The organism is Agrobacterium sp. CFBP 3001, from assembly GCF_027871605.1.
Taxonomy (GTDB): domain Bacteria; phylum Pseudomonadota; class Alphaproteobacteria; order Rhizobiales; family Rhizobiaceae; genus Agrobacterium; species Agrobacterium leguminum.
Window position 1 is genome coordinate 149,260 of sequence record NZ_JAQAHD010000004.1, and the last position, 16,200, is coordinate 165,459.

General features: G+C 59.5%; 17 protein-coding genes. 12 read left to right on the forward strand and 5 right to left on the reverse strand.

Annotated elements, in window-relative coordinates:
* Positions 1-208 precede the first annotated feature (208 nt).
* The 3 genes from PH605_RS07625 (at position 209) to PH605_RS07635 (ending at position 2,607) form a co-directional block, all read left to right on the forward strand.
* Positions 209-907 carry an OmpW/AlkL family protein gene (locus PH605_RS07625; RefSeq protein WP_142844565.1) on the forward strand — a complete coding sequence of 233 codons (699 nt, stop codon included), beginning with the start codon at positions 209-211 and terminating at the stop codon, positions 905-907.
* A 207-nt stretch (positions 908-1,114) separates the two neighbouring features.
* Positions 1,115-1,558, forward strand: a complete 444-nt coding sequence (locus PH605_RS07630; protein WP_142844564.1) for a glyoxalase superfamily protein — start codon at positions 1,115-1,117, stop codon at positions 1,556-1,558.
* Positions 1,559-1,863: 305 nt separating this feature from the next.
* Positions 1,864-2,607, forward strand: a complete 744-nt coding sequence (locus PH605_RS07635) for a class I SAM-dependent methyltransferase (RefSeq protein ID WP_142844563.1) — start codon at positions 1,864-1,866, stop codon at positions 2,605-2,607.
* Between the two features lie 59 nt (positions 2,608-2,666).
* Here the strand turns inward: PH605_RS07635 and PH605_RS07640 are convergent, their stop codons facing one another.
* The 4 genes from PH605_RS07640 to ugpB form a co-directional block, all read right to left on the reverse strand.
* Positions 2,667-3,728: a sn-glycerol-3-phosphate import ATP-binding protein UgpC gene (locus tag PH605_RS07640; RefSeq protein ID WP_142844562.1), complete on the reverse strand. Its 1,062-nt coding sequence runs from the start codon at positions 3,726-3,728 to the stop codon at positions 2,667-2,669.
* Positions 3,728-4,576 (reverse strand): sn-glycerol-3-phosphate ABC transporter permease UgpE, encoded by an 849-nt coding sequence (gene ugpE / locus PH605_RS07645; RefSeq protein ID WP_080854682.1) that lies wholly within the window; start codon positions 4,574-4,576, stop codon positions 3,728-3,730. The genes PH605_RS07640 and ugpE overlap by 1 nt, the downstream gene beginning before the upstream one ends.
* Before the next feature lie 10 nt (positions 4,577-4,586).
* On the reverse strand, positions 4,587-5,468 hold the full coding sequence (ugpA, locus tag PH605_RS07650; protein WP_078052474.1) for a sn-glycerol-3-phosphate ABC transporter permease UgpA: 882 nt from the start codon (positions 5,466-5,468) through the stop codon (positions 4,587-4,589).
* 69 nt (positions 5,469-5,537) lie between these two features.
* Entirely contained in the window at positions 5,538-6,848 is a 1,311-nt protein-coding gene (gene ugpB / locus PH605_RS07655) for a sn-glycerol-3-phosphate ABC transporter substrate-binding protein UgpB (protein ID WP_003523344.1), read from the reverse strand.
* Positions 6,849-7,187: 339 nt separating this feature from the next.
* Between ugpB and PH605_RS07660 the strand changes: the two genes are divergently transcribed.
* From PH605_RS07660 to PH605_RS07670, 3 genes are all read left to right on the forward strand, one after another.
* Positions 7,188-8,294 carry a CobW family GTP-binding protein gene (locus tag PH605_RS07660; protein WP_236780914.1) on the forward strand — a complete coding sequence of 369 codons (1,107 nt, stop codon included), beginning with the start codon at positions 7,188-7,190 and terminating at the stop codon, positions 8,292-8,294.
* Complete coding sequence (locus PH605_RS07665; RefSeq protein WP_080857204.1) at positions 8,291-8,560, forward strand: hypothetical protein; 270 nt, start codon at positions 8,291-8,293, stop codon at positions 8,558-8,560. Before PH605_RS07660 ends, PH605_RS07665 begins: the two co-directional genes overlap by 4 nt.
* 97 nt (positions 8,561-8,657) lie before the next feature.
* Complete coding sequence (locus PH605_RS07670; protein WP_003523340.1) at positions 8,658-9,095, forward strand: YqaA family protein; 438 nt, start codon at positions 8,658-8,660, stop codon at positions 9,093-9,095.
* A gap of 156 nt (positions 9,096-9,251) precedes the next feature.
* Here PH605_RS07670 and zigA read toward each other — a convergent pair whose 3' ends face one another.
* The gene (zigA, locus tag PH605_RS07675) at positions 9,252-10,457 is read right to left on the reverse strand and encodes a zinc metallochaperone GTPase ZigA (RefSeq protein WP_080857203.1); all 1,206 of its coding nucleotides are present in this window, start codon (positions 10,455-10,457) and stop codon (positions 9,252-9,254) included.
* Between the two features lie 296 nt (positions 10,458-10,753).
* On the opposite strand from zigA, the gene aztA reads away from it, so the two are divergent.
* From aztA to PH605_RS07705, 6 genes are all read left to right on the forward strand, one after another.
* Positions 10,754-11,581 (forward strand): zinc ABC transporter ATP-binding protein AztA, encoded by an 828-nt coding sequence (gene aztA, locus PH605_RS07680; RefSeq protein ID WP_142844560.1) that lies wholly within the window; start codon positions 10,754-10,756, stop codon positions 11,579-11,581.
* Positions 11,574-12,440 (forward strand): zinc ABC transporter permease AztB, encoded by an 867-nt coding sequence (aztB, locus tag PH605_RS07685; protein WP_142844559.1) that lies wholly within the window; start codon positions 11,574-11,576, stop codon positions 12,438-12,440. The genes aztA and aztB overlap by 8 nt, the downstream gene beginning before the upstream one ends.
* A 28-nt stretch (positions 12,441-12,468) precedes the next feature.
* Positions 12,469-13,494, forward strand: a complete 1,026-nt coding sequence (aztC, locus tag PH605_RS07690; RefSeq protein ID WP_003525096.1) for a zinc ABC transporter substrate-binding protein AztC — start codon at positions 12,469-12,471, stop codon at positions 13,492-13,494.
* Positions 13,495-13,619: 125 nt separating this feature from the next.
* Positions 13,620-14,093, forward strand: a complete 474-nt coding sequence (locus PH605_RS07695; protein ID WP_142844558.1) for a ribonuclease H family protein — start codon at positions 13,620-13,622, stop codon at positions 14,091-14,093.
* 225 nt (positions 14,094-14,318) lie between these two features.
* Positions 14,319-15,011 carry a FadR/GntR family transcriptional regulator gene (locus PH605_RS07700; protein ID WP_003525094.1) on the forward strand — a complete coding sequence of 231 codons (693 nt, stop codon included), beginning with the start codon at positions 14,319-14,321 and terminating at the stop codon, positions 15,009-15,011.
* Positions 15,008-16,180 carry a PLP-dependent transferase gene (locus PH605_RS07705; RefSeq protein WP_065655466.1) on the forward strand — a complete coding sequence of 391 codons (1,173 nt, stop codon included), beginning with the start codon at positions 15,008-15,010 and terminating at the stop codon, positions 16,178-16,180. Before PH605_RS07700 ends, PH605_RS07705 begins: the two co-directional genes overlap by 4 nt.
* The last annotated feature ends 20 nt before the right edge of the window (positions 16,181-16,200 follow it).

Here is a 16,200-nt window from a genome sequence, read left to right on the forward strand (position 1 = left end):
GCACTTGTTGCGTAATTGTCACAATCCTTGCCGGTTAATCGTTCCGATCCATGATCGGCGTTCCGGTTTGATCCATCTCAATCGGCCCGCCTCTCCCTTCGTCATAGTGGCCCCAAGCGGTTGCGGCAGGCGAAGATTCGCGAAAGCCCGCCGTCATCAGCCGGTTCCGGGGACTTGCCCGGCTGCGGTGCGCTATAGGAGAGATGGAATGACGAACGGAAACAAAAAAACCGCCTTGCTTGCCAGTGTCGCAGTCGGTGTCGCGGCCATGCTGGTATCCGCCAATGCGATGGCTGCCGATCTGGCCCAGGCAGCGCCGGCCCCCACCGCCGAAGAGGCGATTGCAGCGGCAAGCCCGTGGATGCTGCGCGTGCGCGGCCTCGGCGTCATCACCCATGACAGCGGCAGCGTCGACGGTGTGCCGGGAGCGGGCCTGTCTTATTCGGACACCGTGATCCCGGAACTCGACATCAGCTATTTCTTCACCGAAAACTTTGCCGCAGAGCTTATCCTCGGCACCACCTATGCCAAGATCAACGGCGAAGGCGTGCTGGCCGGCACGCCGGTCGGCAAGACGTGGCTGCTGCCACCGACATTGACGCTGCAATATCACTTCACCGATTTCGGTGCTTTCAAGCCCTATGTCGGCGCGGGCGTGAACTATTCGCTGTTCTATAACCAGACGGAAAAGCCCGGTTTCAGCAATCTCGATGTCAAGAACAAGGTCGGTGCAGCCGTGCAGGTCGGTTTCGACTATATGCTGGACGAGCATTGGGGCGTGAACTTCGACGTGAAGAAGGTCTTCCTCAAGACCGACTGGACGGCGGAACTCGGCGGCACGCCGATCAGCGGCAAGGCGAAGCTCGATCCGTGGCTGATCGGCGCGGGTATCACCTATCGCTTCTGATTGCGGGGGTGCCGGGCGCTCCCTTTGACGGGCGGCGCTTTCTAAGCTATAGGGACGGCCACGGGCAAAGAGCCCCGGCCGTCCGCAGGCGTTTGCGCCCCTGGTGAAGCTCTTTCTTTAACAACGGTCATCCCATGTTTTGCATGTCGTCGATGGCAACGCGGACCCCCTTCGGAATAGTCGGCATGCGCATGTTGGAGAACCGTTATGAACGTGTCCAAACCGTTTCCCGCACTTGAGGGGCTGAAAGAACAGGCAAAACGCCTGCGCGCCGCCCTTGAAGGTGAGGGGCAGGCAATCACCCATTCGAAGGCGCTGGAACTCATCGCCGCGCAATATGGCTTCCGCGACTGGAACACCCTCCACGCATCGGCCGGCAACCGCCCCGCCTTCAACCCCTATCTTCTGGGCTCAAGGGTGGAAGGTTTTTACCTCGGCCAACCCTTCGTGGCTTCGGTGCTGGGCGTGCAGGCGCTCGGCGGCGATCCCGAACGCTACCGGCTGACCCTGCATCTCGACGATCCGGTGGATGTGGTGACTTTCGAAAGCTTTTCCGCCTTTCGCCAGCGCGTCCACTGCAATGTCGACACATCCGGCCGTACGGTGGAGAAAACCTCTAATGGCCGGCCGCAGGTGGAACTGGTGTGGTAGGTTGGCGCACCCTTTGATTGGTCGTTCTTCGGGGAGGCGACGCACGGGATTTCAGGCTTTTGAACCCCTTTTCATTTGAAAACTGAATGGGGGTTCAGTCGAAATTTGCGATGTTCACCGCATTTCTCCGCATCGCCCCCTTAATACACGTCAGTGCTCGTCCGAGTATATATGATAGATTTTTTGGTCGCGCTTGTGTCTTATTAATAGTATTTATTGCATATTTGTTTTGCAAAGTGATATCTGTTCTTGTATATAATAGTTGGTATATAAATATTATTTTCTGCTTATATTTGAGGGATTTTATGAGCGATACGCAGTGGCTGGAATGGGGCAGGAAAAACCCATATTACGGCGTGTATTCCGAAGACCGATTTCACACTTCAAATATCGAGGCAACGAAGGGCGAATTCTTCGCTACAGGGGAAGCCAATGTCTCTTGGATGCTGGGTCGTGCGGAACAGTATTTCGGGCCGTTGGGTAAAGGGCGTGTTCTTGAGTTCGGTGCCGGGGTGGCTCGAATGAGCATACCGCTTGCGTCTCGTTTTGAAACCGTAATCGGCGTTGAACTATCTCCAGACATGCGTGCCGAAGCCGCTAAGAATTGCCAGTTATACAATGTCAAAAATGTCGAAATGGTCCCTTCAGACGACGATTTAAGTCACGCTTCGGGCGAATATGATCTCGTCCTCAGCTATATCGTTCTCCAGCACGTAGATGCCAAGAGGGGAGTCATGCTGATCGACAAGTTGCTGTCAAAGGTCGGCCCCAGCGGTGTTGCCATTCTCCAAACGAGCGTCAAAAGGCCTCAACGCCGCTTGTCAGACCGCCTACGCTATCACCTGCGCCACAATGTGCCAGTGCTGGCGGCAACATATAGATTCCTGCGTGGAAAAGGCTGGAATACACTTTCAATGCGAATGTCGGAATATGATCCTATCGCCATCCTCGCCGCGTTCAGTCGGAACGGAATGAAGGACGTTTTGCTTTCCGAGCATTATCAAGGTGATGTCCTTACCTTTCATTTTACAGCGAGAAAGGGCGGCTAACACCACGGGACGCCATTACTTAGATGCTGGACGTCGCAGTAATGGCATCCCGCAGTGGCTTAAATGCGCGTCCCCGCAGAATCGAACAGGTGAAAATCCTTCGCCTGGGCGGCGATCTTCAGTGTTTCGCCGATGCGCAGCTGCGAGCGGCCGTGTACGCGGAAGACGATTGTGGTGCCGTCGGCGAAGGAGCCATGCACATAGCTTTCCGCACCCACCAGTTCCACGGCGTCTACCTGCACGGTGCCGGTGAAGGCGGCGTCTGCGGGGGCTTCATCGGCAAGGGTGATGTCTTCGGGGCGGATGCCGAGCGTGGCGACGCCCTGCGGCAGTGCCGCGGTTCCCTGCACCGACCAGCCGGAAGAGCCGTTTGCCGATGTCGCACCATGGCTCAGCAGGTTCATGGAAGGCGAGCCGATGAAGGTGGCGACGAAGGTGGTTGCCGGCTTTTCGTAAAGCTCGATCGGCGTGCCCATTTGCTCGATGCGGCCGGCATTCAGCACCACCAGCCGGTCTGCCAGCGTCATGGCCTCCATCTGGTCATGGGTGACATAAACGCTGGTCGTGGCGAGTGAGCGCTGCAGGCGGCGGATTTCGACACGCATCTGCACGCGCAGCTTGGCATCGAGATTGGAGAGCGGCTCGTCGAACAGGAAGGCTGCCGGTTTGCGCACGATGGCGCGGCCCATGGCCACACGCTGGCGCTGGCCGCCGGAAAGCTGGCGCGGCTTGCGCTCCAGGAACTGTTCGATCTCCAGCGCCTTTGCCGCCTCGGTGATGCGCCGCTCGATTTCTTCCTTCGGCGTGTTGCGGTTCTTCAGGCCATAGGCAAGGTTCTGGCGAACCGTCATATGCGGATAAAGCGCATAGTTCTGGAACACCATGGCGATATCGCGGTCGGAGGGTTCCAGATCGTTGACGACACGGTCGCCGATGACGATCTGGCCGCCGGAAATGCCTTCCAGCCCGGCGATCATGCGCAGCAGGGTGGATTTTCCGCAGCCGGAGGGGCCGACCAGCACGATCATTTCGCCGTCGGCGATATCCATCGATACGCCCTTGATGGCCTCGACATTGCCGCCATAAACCTTGCGGACGTCTTTCAGCGCAATTTTTGCCATTACTTTTCGGTCTCCACCAAACCTTTGACGAACCAGCGCTGCATCAGCACCACAACGATAATCGGGGGGATGATGGCGAGGATCGCCGTCACCATCACATAATTCCAGGGCGTCGAGGCGTCGGTGAAATCCACCATGCGCTTCAAGCCGATGATGATCGTGTTCATCTTGGCGTCGTTGGTCACGAGCAGCGGCCAGAGATACTGGGTCCAGCCATAGATGAACAGGATCACGAAAAGGGCGGCGATATTGGTTCTCGACAGCGGCAACAGAATATCCCGCATGAAACGGAACGGCCCTGCGTTGTCGATGCGCGCCGCCTCGACCAGTTCACCGGGAATAGTCAGGAAGAACTGCCGGAACAGGAAGGTTGCCGTCGCAGATGCCATCAGCGGCAGCGTCAGTCCCGCATAGGTGTCGATCAGCCCAAGATCGACGATGACCTTGTAAGTGGGCAGGATGCGCACTTCCACCGGCAGCATGAGCGTGATGAAGATCATCCAGAAGAAGCCCATGCGGAAGGGAAAGCGGAAGAAGACGATGGCGAAGGCCGACAGGAACGAAATGACGATCTTGCCGATGGCGATGGCGAGCGCCACGACGAAGCTGTTGAACAGCAGCCGTTCGAGGCTGACGCCGACCACTCTTTCGACACCGCCGACCATGGCCTCGGTGTAATTGGCGCCAAGATGGTCGCCGGGCAAAAGCGACATGGGCGGGCGGATGATATCCGTCGACGTCATGGAGGAGGCGACGAAGGTGTAATAGATCGGGAAGGCCACGATGATGATGCCGAGTACCAGCATCAGATGGGCGATCACGCGGGCGACCGGGCGATTTTCAATCATTGTGAAATCCTCAGCCGTAATGCACGCGCTTCTCGACGAAGCGGAACTGGAAGGCGGTGAGCGCGATGACGATCACCATCAGGATCACGGATTGCGCGGCGGAAGAGCCGAGATTGAGGTTCACGAAACCATCATTATAGACCTTGTAGACCAGCGTTTCCGTCGCCTTGGCCGGGCCGCCGCCGGTGACAGCATGGATGATGCCGAAGGTATCGAAGAAGGCGTAAACCGTGTTGACGACCAGAAGGAAGAAGGTGGTCGGCGCGAGCAGTGGGAAAACGATGGTCCAGAAGCGCCGCGAACCGCGCGCGCCATCAATGGAGGCCGCCTCCAGCAATGATTTAGGAATTGCCTGCAAGCCTGCGACAAAAAACAGGAAATTATAACTTATCTGCTTCCACGCAGCAGCCGCGACGACGAGCAGCATGGCCTGATCGCCGTTGAGCAGCGGGTCCCACATGATGCCGTTGCGGCGCAGAATGTAGGAGAACGTGCCCATGGCAGGGTTGAACATGAAGAGCCACAACATGCCGGCTACCGCAGGGGCGACGGCATAGGGCATGATCATCATGGTGCGGTAAAAGCCCTTGCCGCGCACCACGCGGTCCGCCGCCGTCGCCAGAAGCAGCGCCAGTCCCATGGAGACGAGCGCGGTCAGGATGCTGAAAATGACCGTGACCTGCAGCGAGTTCAGATAGCTTTCATCCGAGAGCACGGCGGAAAAATTGGCCAGCCCGACGAAATTGCTGCTCAGCCCGAAGGCGTCCTCGCGCATGGTCGACTGGTAGAGCGCCTGGCTTGCCGGCCAGAAGAAAAAGATCACCGTGAGGATGATCTGCGGCGCGACCAGCAGATAGGGCAGGATCTTGTTGGGGAATACGACGCTTTGCACGGCGATCTCCTGATGAGATGGGAATGCCGCCCGCATCCTGTTGAGGATGCGGGCGGGGCAGGGGATCGTTTAGTTGCCGGCAGCCTGTTTGATGGCCGCATCGCCGCGCTCTACGATCTTGTCGAGGGCGGCTTTCGCGTCCTGCTTGCCGGCCAGCATCGCCTCGAATTCCTCATTCATGATGTCGCGCACCTGCGGCAGGTTCACGAGACGCACGCCCTTGGAGTTTTCTGTCGGCGGCTTGCCCATCATCTGCAGCAGCGGCGTTTCACGGGCGGGGTTCTTGTCATAGAAACCGGATTTCTTGGTTTCCTCATAGGCCGCGATGGTCACGGGCATATAGCCGGAGACCTGATGCAGGCGCGCCTGAATCTTGGTCTGGGAGAGGAAGTGGAAGAACTCGGCCACGCCCTTATATTCGGCATCGCTCTTGCCGCCGAAAACCCAGAGGCTGGCGCCGCCGGGAATGGTGTTCTGCGGACCATGGCCCTCATAATAGGGAAGCTGACCGATGCCGTAATTCATGCCCGTCTTGACGATATCGCCAAGGCCGCCAGAGGATTCGGTCAGGATGCCGCATTCGCCGGACATGAACAGCTGCTTAGCTTCGGAGGTGCGGCCGCCATAACGGAAGGTGCCGTCCTTGGCGAGATCGGCAATCGCCTGGAAATGCTCGACGAAGAGCGGCGCATTGACCGCAAGTTTCACATCTGTGCCGCCAAGGCCGTTTTCATTGCTGCCATAGGAGACGTTGTTCCAGGCGGCGAAGTTTTCGGTCTGAATCCAGGTGAGCCAGGTGGAGGTGAAACCGCACTGCGCGGCACCGCTGGTCTTGATCTTCTTGGCAGCTTCGAAAACTTCCGGCCAGGTCTTCGGCGGGTTGGCGGCGTCGAGGCCGGCCTTCTGGAAGACATCCTTGTTGTAATAGAGGATCGGCGAGGATGAATTGTAAGGGAAGGACAGCATGGTGCCGTCCGGCTTGGAATAATAGGCCACGATGCCGGCCAGATAATCGGCCTTGTTGAAGGTGTAGCCGCCTTCCTTCAGCACGTCGGCCACTGGCTTGATGGCGCCGGCAGCACCCATCATCACGCCCGAACCGGCGTCGAAGACCTGAATGATCGCCGGCGGCTGCTTGGCGCGGAACGCCGCGATACCGGCATTCAGCGTTTCCGGATAGGTGCCCTTGAAGACGGGCGTGATCTTGTATTCTTTCTGGCTATCGTTGAATTCTTTGGCAAGCGTATCCACGACCTCGTTATTGGCGCCGGTCATGGCGTGCCACCATTGAATGTCCGTTACTGCATATGCATTCGATGTGACAAAAAACGAAAGCGCGGATGCCGCGGCGAGGCGGTAGCTGAGTTTTTTCAAGGTCATTCCTCCCATTATGAAAACAGTAAAAGATACAGCCCCTTATTGCAGTGGTTCCTCCTCGATCCGGCTGCGGGCGATCTTCTCTGTATTAGCATTACTGATTAAAAGCGAACTCTAACGAAAATGCAAGAGAACGTGGAACGATTAAAACGAAAGTGAAGGAAACGGATTTATTATTCCATTTCCTTCGTTCCATGGTTTTTTCATGCGCCCGCCCCTCAGGGGCATACAGGCGCAGGATCAGCTCCCGCCGGAAATCCAATAATCGCCATTGATATGTTATTACATTACGTATTATGGTTCGGCGAATTTATGAATGTCGAAGGTGCGGATGTGTTCGGAATGAAGCGGAAGAAAGCGGTCGATTCCAGGGACGATTCGGCCGTCGCGCCACCTGTCCGCACGGTGCCGGTTACCCTGCTGACCGGTTTTCTGGGCGCGGGCAAGACGACGTTGCTGAACGCGCTTCTGACTGAGCCGGCCATGCGCGATGCCGCGGTCATCGTCAACGAATTCGGCTCGGTGCCCATTGATCACGGTCTGGTGCGAACGGGTTCTGAACGATATTTCAGAACGACGACGGGCTGCATCTGCTGTACGGCCACCAGCGATATCCGCACCTCGCTTTACGAGCTGCATCAGGCCTTTCTGGAGGGGATGATGCCGCAAGTATCGCGGGTCGTCATCGAAACCACCGGCCTTGCCGATCCCGCGCCGATCATCAACAGCCTGATCGCCGGCGGCACGCCGGCGCTTGGCCTGCGCGATCACATCGTGGCCCGGCATTTCCACCTTTCAGGCGTGGTCACGGCTTTCGACGTTGTCGCCGGCCCGGCGATGCTCGACAGCTTTATCGAAGGCTGGAAACAGCTTGCCTTTGCCGACCATATCGTTCTGACGAAAACCGATCTTGCCGATGCCGCTGCCGTGGACCGGGATAGCCTCGCCGATCTCAATCCTGCGGCCTCGTTTCATGACCGTAATGCCGTCGATTTCGATCTGATGTCATTGTTTGCAGCCTCGGATTATTCGCTTAGTGGCAAGCCGGAGGATGCGCCGGGGTGGCTTGCGGCCGACAGGCTGAGCCTTCATGCCGCCCACCAGCACGATATCAACCGCCATGGTGTCGGGATCGAGGCTTTCGATCTGACCTTTGAAGGCGCTTTCGATCCGCAGGCGATCGTCACGTTTCTGGAACTCGTCACCAGCAATGTGCATTCCGGCCTGCTGCGGCTCAAGGGAATTTTCGGCGCGACGGATGATCCGGAGCGGCCGGTTGTCGCCCATGCGGTGCAGCACCGGCTTTATCCATTGACCCGCCTGGAGCGCTGGCCGGATGGCAATCGTTCCACGCGCATCGTGCTGATCGGCATGGACATGCCGCAGCAGCCGATCCGCGCTCTCTTCGAGACATTGGCCTCGCAGGCGGGGCGAAAGGGCAGGGCATGAACAATCCGCTTGCGCGCAGCGGCTCGGCAATCGTCTCGCGGGCCCGACTTCTGAAGCAATGGTCCCGCGATCTGCTGCATCTCCGCCCCGAAGACATTATCACCGTCAGTGAGCTTTCCTGCGCCCTGCCGGATTGCCCGCCGCGCGAAACGGTGATCGTCATCCTGGCGGCTTCCGGTACAAGCCGGCAACTATCCATCCACAAGCCGCTTCTCGCGGTGGATCATGACGATATCGTGCACGCCATCGCTGCGAATTCGGCTTGAGAACCCGTTTTCAGGCTCAAGATGCGCTTGACCGCTGACGCCCTCATCCGCCACTTCAGGGGCAGCGACAGGATTCACGGATGATGAAGGGCGGGCGATGGCCGATCTGGCGGTATATGCGGGTTTGTTCCTGACGGCGTTTATCGCGGCGACCATTCTGCCCATGCAGTCGGAGGCCGCACTAGCCGGCCTCATTGTTCTGAAATCACAGCCCGTCTGGCTGCTGGTCGCCGTGGCCAGCGCCGGCAATGTCGCCGGTTCCTTTGCGAACTGGCTGCTTGGCCGCGGTATCGAGCGTTTTCGGCATGAACGCTGGTTTCCGGTCGGGGAGGCGGCGCTGGAGCGCGCCCAGAACTGGTATCGTCGTTACGGCAAATGGTCCCTGCTCATCAGCTGGGCGCCGCTGATCGGCGATCCGCTGACGGTCGCCGCCGGCATCATGAAGGAACCGCTGCCGGTCTTCCTGCTGCTGGTCACCATCGCCAAGGTCGGGCGTTATCTCGTTCTGGCGCTGGTGACGCTGAATTTTCTATAAAGCCTCTCCTCCGTCATGCCGGACTGGATCCGGCATCCAGCCACGGCGCGTCTGCGCCGTGAAAAGAGTCTCTCGCGATCAGGTACTTGATCGCGCTGGACCCCGGACCTAGTCCGGGGTGACGGCTTACAGATGCTTCGCATCGGTAGCTATCGATCAAGCCGCCTGCCTGTCCCAGCTTGCGAAAGGATCTGGTAGGTGCCGCCATGCATCCGGTGTGAATGCCTCGGTATCGATCAGGCAGGCGTCGAGCTGCGCGCGGATGCGCGCCTCGTTCATCGGGTCGGAGCCGATGAAGACGATTTCCTGTCGGCGGTCGCCGAAGACCGGATCGAGATAGGGCTTCATCATATCGAGGAACTGCTTTTCGCGCGGCCATTGCTCCTTCGGCACGGCGGACCACCACAGGCCCATCTTGCCGGTGCGCACCAACGCGCCGGCCTGGCTGATCTCGCCGACATAACGCGGACGCGTCGCCAGCCAGAAGAAGCCCTTGGCGCGCACCACGCCGGGCCAGGCGCGGTCGATGAAACGCTGGAACAGCACGGGGTCGAAGGGTTTCTGGGCGCGGTAAACGAAGGAGCGGATGCCATATTCCTCGGTTTCGGGAATGTGGTCCTTGAAGCCGTGCAATTCCTTGAACCACAGGGTGTGTTCTTCGGCCCTGGCGAAATCGAAACGGCCGGTGCCGAGAACCTCCTTCAGCGCCACCTTGCCGAAATCGGCCTCGATGAGCTTCGCATCCGGGTTCAGCCCGACGATGATCTTGCGGGCGGCGTCCCGCTCCTCCGGCGTCGCGGTGCCGATCTTGTTGAGGACGACGACATCGGCGAATTCGATCTGCTCCACCAGAAGGTCGACGATGGTGCGGTTGTCGCCATCGCCCGCCGTTTCGCCCCGGTCGGCGAGAAAATCGGACGAGCCGTAATCGTTGAGAAGATTGGCGGCATCCACCACCGTCACCATGGTGTCGAGACGCGCAACATCGGAAAGGCTGCGGCCGTTTTCATCGCGAAAATCGAAGGTCGCCGCGACCGGAAGCGGCTCGGCGATGCCGGTGGATTCGATCAGAAGGTAATCGAAACGGCCCTGTTCGGCCAGCGCCCGCACCTCCGTCAGGAGGTCGTCGCGCAGCGTGCAACAGATGCAGCCATTGGTCATTTCCACCAATTGCTCCTCCGTGCGGGAGAGGTTGGCGCCGCCATCGCGCACCAGTGCGGCGTCAATATTGATCTCGCTCATGTCATTGACGATCAACGCCACGCGCAGACCATCGCGATTGGCGAGAATATGGTTGAGAAGCGTCGTCTTGCCGGCGCCGAGAAAGCCGGAAAGTACGGTGACGGGAAGTTTTTGCGACATATGGACCTCGTTCTTTGGCAACGCTCGCGTCGACCTCATGGCGGCCACGGACACGATCTGGAAATGACGGGTTCGATGCTGCCCCGTCTTAGTTTTGTAACGTAATAACATTGCATATTGGCCGTCTGTCAACGGGCGACAGAAAAAAAGCGTTCCGCAATGTGGGGGCTGTGGCTTACGCGAAGAGCAACGTATCTTTCCGATAGTTAATGTTATTTCATTACATATTCGTTTGACGAATGTAATAACATTACATATCAAGGGCCATCGAATGACATCCTGCCCCGGAGGGATCGATGAGCGATCCGTGCCTCGCCTTCAAAAACCTGACGCTTGGATATGCCGGCCGCGCGGCCGTGCATCATCTGAATGGCGATATCGCCAAAGGCTCGCTCACTGCGGTGGTCGGCGCCAATGGCTCGGGAAAATCGACGCTGATGAAAGGCATTGCCGGCATTTTGAAGCCGCTCGGCGGCGAATGCCGGGTAAGCCCAGATATGTCCGTCGCTTATCTGCCGCAGCAATCGGAACTCGACCGCTCTTTCCCGGCGCAGGTGCGGGATCTGGTGGCGCTTGGTCTCTGGCCGAAACGCGGCCTGCTTGGCCGCCACCGTCCCGAGGACCGGGCGGCGATGGGCTGCGTGATGGAGGCGGTCGGGCTTTCCGGTTTTGAAAAGCGCAATATAGATTCGCTGTCCGGCGGCCAGATGCAGCGCGCCCTGTTTGCCCGCGCCATGTTGCAGGATGCGCAGCTGATCCTGCTCGACGAACCCTTCAACGCCGTCGACGAGCGCACCGTTTCCGACCTTATGGTCCTCATCAAATCATGGGTGGCGGAGGGGCGCACGGTTCTGGCCGTCCTTCATGATTTCCAGCTCGTGCGGCAGCATTTTCCGGAGACCCTGTTCCTTGCCCGAAAGCTTGTCGGGCTGGGTCCGACGGCCGAGGTCCTGCAGGCGGAAAACATCCGGCAGGCGCGGCATTTCCACGAGGCGTGGGAGGAAAATGCGCCCTGGTGCGAGCCGGCCGAGGCGCCTTCGCCGCAGATCGTCGGGGCAAGTCCGCAGGCGGCATCCGCCCATTCCCATGCCCACTCCCACGCGAATTCGAATGTCCATGGCTGATATCTTCATCCAACCCTTCGTCCAATATGTCTTCATGCAGCGCGCGCTTGCCGGTGCGCTGATCCTTGCCATCAGTTGTGGCCCGGTCGGTGTGTTTCTGATGCTGCGCCGCATGAGCCTGACGGGCGACGCCATGTCCCACGCCATCCTGCCGGGAGCGGCGGTCGGGTTTCTGTTCTATGGGCTGGAAATCCTGCCCATGACCATCGGCGGGCTGGCCGTCGGCCTCCTAGTCGCGCTGGGTGCCGGTGCTGTGTCACGCTTCACGATCCAGAAGGAAGATGCGTCGCTTGCGGCCTTTTATCTCATCTCGCTGGCGCTTGGCGTGCTGCTCGTCTCATGGCGCGGTTCCAGCGTCGATCTCATGCATGTGCTGTTTGGCACCGTGCTGGCGCTGAATAATGAGGCGCTCGGCCTGATCGGCGGCATCTGCATCGTAACGTTGGTGGTGATGATCAATTTCTGGCGGGCGCTGCTGGCGGAATGCCTCGATCCCCTGTTCCTGCGTTCGGTCAGCAACTGGGGCAGCCCGGTGCATTTCCTCTTCCTTGCCATCGTCGTGCTCAATCTGGTCGGCGGCTTTCAGGCGCTGGGAACGCTGCTTTCCGTCGGGCTGATGATGCTGCCCGCAGCCGCCAGCCGTTTCTGGTCCAACCGTGTCGCACCCATGTGCTTCATTTCCATCGGCATCGGCATGGTGTCCTGCTTTGCCGGTCTGCTTTTGTCCTATCACGCGTCGCTGCCATCCGGCCCGGCGATCATCCTTTCCGCGGGCGTCATCTATGCGCTCTCCATCCTCATCGGCACGCGCGGCGTGCTCAGCGATCTTCTCGGTTCCGGCCGTCACAGGACGGCCTGAAAACAGCGTTCGAAAAAGGAGAACCTTCATGTTCAAAAGCCTCCGTCTGGCCACCTGCGCCAGCCTTCTTTCCCTCTCCCCGGTTCTGATGGCGCAGGCTTCCGCCGCCGAACTCAAGGTCGTTGCCAGTTTCTCGATCATCGCCGATTTTGCGAAGAACGTCGGCGGCGACCGCGTCGAAATCACCACGCTCGTCGGGCCGGATGGCGACGCCCATGTCTATGAACCCCGCCCGGCCGATGCCGTCGCCGTCAGCAAGGCGGATGTGGTGCTGGTCAACGGTCTGGAATTCGAAGGCTTCCTGAAACGGCTGATCGACACCAGCGGCACCAAGGCGCCGGTGGTGGAGCTGACCAAGGGTGTGGAGCCACTCAAGCTTTCCGAAGAGCCGGCCGGTCACGCCCATCCGGAGGCCGAGGAAGAGGAAGGTCACGACCACAAGGCAGAGGAAGCTGGCCACAGCCATGAGACCGCCGAGGCCCATGATCACGACCACGGCCATGAGGGACATCACCATCACGGCGAGTTCGACCCGCATGCCTGGCAGTCGATCAAGAACGCCGAAATTTACGTAAAGAACATTGCCGGCGCCTTTTGCGAGGTCGACAAGGCCGGTTGCGCCACCTACACCGCCAATTCGGACGCCTATATCGCCAAGCTTGCTGCTCTGAACGAAAAGGTGAAGACCGAGATCGCCGCCATCCCGCCGGAAAAGCGCGTCATCATCACCTCGCATGACGCCTTCGGTTATTTCGAGCATGCCTATGGCCTGAATTTCCTCGCACCTGAAGGCGTATCGACGGAATCCGAAGCCTCAGCCGCCGATGTCGCCAAGCTGGTGGATCAGGTGAAGCACGACAAGGCCTCGGCGATCTTCGTCGAAAACATCACCGATAAGCGGTTGATCGACCAGATCGCCAGCGAAACCGGCCTGAAGGTTGGCGGCACGCTCTATTCCGACGCGCTTTCGACTGCCGACGGCCCGGCTGCAACCTATATCGACATGATCAACCACAATATCGAGACGATCACGGCGGCTGTGCTCGGCCAGTAAGTTCGACCATCTCGCTGTAAGTTCGGGGAGGGTGGCCTGTGCCGCCCTCTCTGCTTTTGTGTTTATGCCATGGCCCTGGAACTCTTCCTTTAGCGATTTCCATATCGGTGCTAAAAAGCCTCCTCATGTCCGATGCGCTTCACATCTTCACCGACGGTTCCTTCGACGATGCTTCCAGCTCCGGAGGATGGGCGTTCGTGGTTCATGAAGCGGGCCGCCAAGTTCATTCCGCTTCAGGCAGGACTGTCGGCACATCGAACAATACTTTCGAGGTCCTCGCCGTTCTCAACGCACTATCCTGGATTGCCGCCGAGGCGCCAACACGGGCTGTCACGCTCTGGACGGATGCCGTTCATGTCATCGAAGGCTGCCGCCGATATAGGGCAATCTGGCGCAACAACGGCTGGAAGCGGATCACGCCCAACCAGCGCACCCGCCGAAGACCGATCCCCGACAGGGACATCTGGCAGCAGCTCGACAGCCTGCTGGAGCGGCATCCCCATGTGGTTGTAGAATGGTGCAAAGGGCATTCCGGCACTGTCGGCAACGAGCATGCCGATGCTTTGGCGCGGGGAGTGGCCCGCGCGACGGCGATTTAGCCGGCAGCCATCAGTCGTCGTGATTCGGCGCTTTAACCTCTTCACTTCAGCCATCCCGTCTTGACCTTTTCCCGTATCGAGCTTGCGACGGTACTCTTTCGCGACTCCAACCGCATGGTGTGCACGCACGGCCGCTTGCCGGTTGACAATCGACATCCCGTTTGAAATGGTAAGATGTCAGACCAATTTAGAGGGTGCGTCTTGGACAGGTCCAGCCGGGAACTCATGCAGCCGATTCCGCCGAGCGACCGCGTGCGCCAGGTGGAGGCTGCGCTTTCCGACTATGTGGAGCGGGCGGGGCTGAAGGCGGGAGACCGTCTGCCGGCGGAGCGGGAGCTGATGGCGGCGCTGGGTGTGGGGCGGTCCACCATCCGCGAAGTCATCCGCAAGTTTCAGGCGCTCGGCGTTATCGACAGCCGCAAGGGCAGCGGCAATTACCTCTTGAAGCCGATTTCCGCTGCCACCGTGCATATGCCGATTTCCATCGATGCCGAAAGCCTGCGCGATGCGCTGCTGATGACGCTGGAAGTACGGCGCGGCATCGAGGTGGAAGCCTCCATGGCCGCCGCGCGCCGTCGCACGCCCGAGGATATCGCCACCATGGAAGCGCGGCTCGATGAGATGGAGCGGGTGCATCTGGCCGAGGGAACCTCTGGCAAGGCGGACCTCGCCTTTCACCTCTCTATCTATGACGCCACGCATAATTCGCTCTTCAAGCAGCTATTGGAACAGATGCGCGAGGGTTTTGAACGCTTCTGGTCGAAGCCCTTTGATCGGCCGGATTTCGCCAGCCGCTCCTTTCCCTTTCACCGCACGCTGTTCAACGCGATCGCCGCCGGGGATGCGGAAACGGCGCGGGAAGAAACATTGAAAATCCTCGCTGTCGTCGAGGAAGATATCAAGGACATGTCGAAATGAACCATGGCAACGATCTCTTCGATCCCGCCTCATTTATCGTTGCGCATGACGAGGCCCACGCCTTCGAAGCCGTGGTGCCGCCCATCGTGCAGACCTCGCTTTTCACCTTTTCCAGCTATGACGAGATGGTCTCCACCTATCGCGGTGAGAAGGTGCGGCCGGTCTATACGCGGGGGCTGAACCCCACGGTGCGGCTGTTCGAAGAGATGCTGGCGAAGCTGGAAGGGGCGGAAGATGCGCTCGGTTTTGCCAGCGGCATGTCGGCCATTTCCTCCACCGTGCTCTCCTTCGTTTCGCCGGGCGACCGGATCGTCGCCGTGCGCCATGTCTATCCCGATGCGTTCCGCCTGTTCGGCACCTTCATGCAGCGCATGAATATCGAGGTGACCTATGTTGACGGCCGCGATGAGGCGGCGGTTGAAAAGGCGATGCCGGGCGCAAAGCTGTTCTACATGGAAAGCCCGACGAGCTGGGTGATGGAGGCGCATGATGTCGGCGCGCTCGCCGCCATCGGCAAGCGGCATGGCGCCGTCACCGTCATCGACAATTCCTGGGCAAGCCCGGTCTTCCAGCAGCCGATTTCGCTGGGCGTCGATCTCGTCGTGCATTCGGCATCGAAATATCTCGGCGGCCACAGCGACGTGGTTTCCGGCGTGGTTGCCGGTTCGAAGGCGATGATCGACCGCATCCGTGCGGAAACCTATCCCTATCTCGGCGGTAAGATGTCGCCTTTCGATGCCTGGCTGCTCATCCGTGGCTTACGCACCCTGCCACTGCGCATGAAGGCGCATCAGGCCTCGGCTTTGGATATCGCAACGCGTCTTCACGCGCTCGATGTCGTGGAAACCGTCTGCCATCCCGGGCTGGCGAACCGCCTGCCGCCGGGTCTCAACGGCACGTCGGGCCTGTTTTCCTTCATCTTCAAGGAAGGCGTGGATGTGCGCGCTTTTGCCGACCGGCTGAAGCTTTTCAAACTGGGTGTTTCCTGGGGCGGGCACGAAAGCCTGATCGTCCCCGGCGAAGTGGTGCTTGAACAGAAGGCGCAGCCAAACTCCGCCCACACCTTCGGCATCAGCGCGCGTTCGGTGCGCCTGCATGTCGGGCTGGAGGGCACGGAAGCCCTCTGGAACGATCTCGAACCCGCGATCAAGGCGGCCACCGCCGCCTGACGTGTTTTTAAACTGACGAC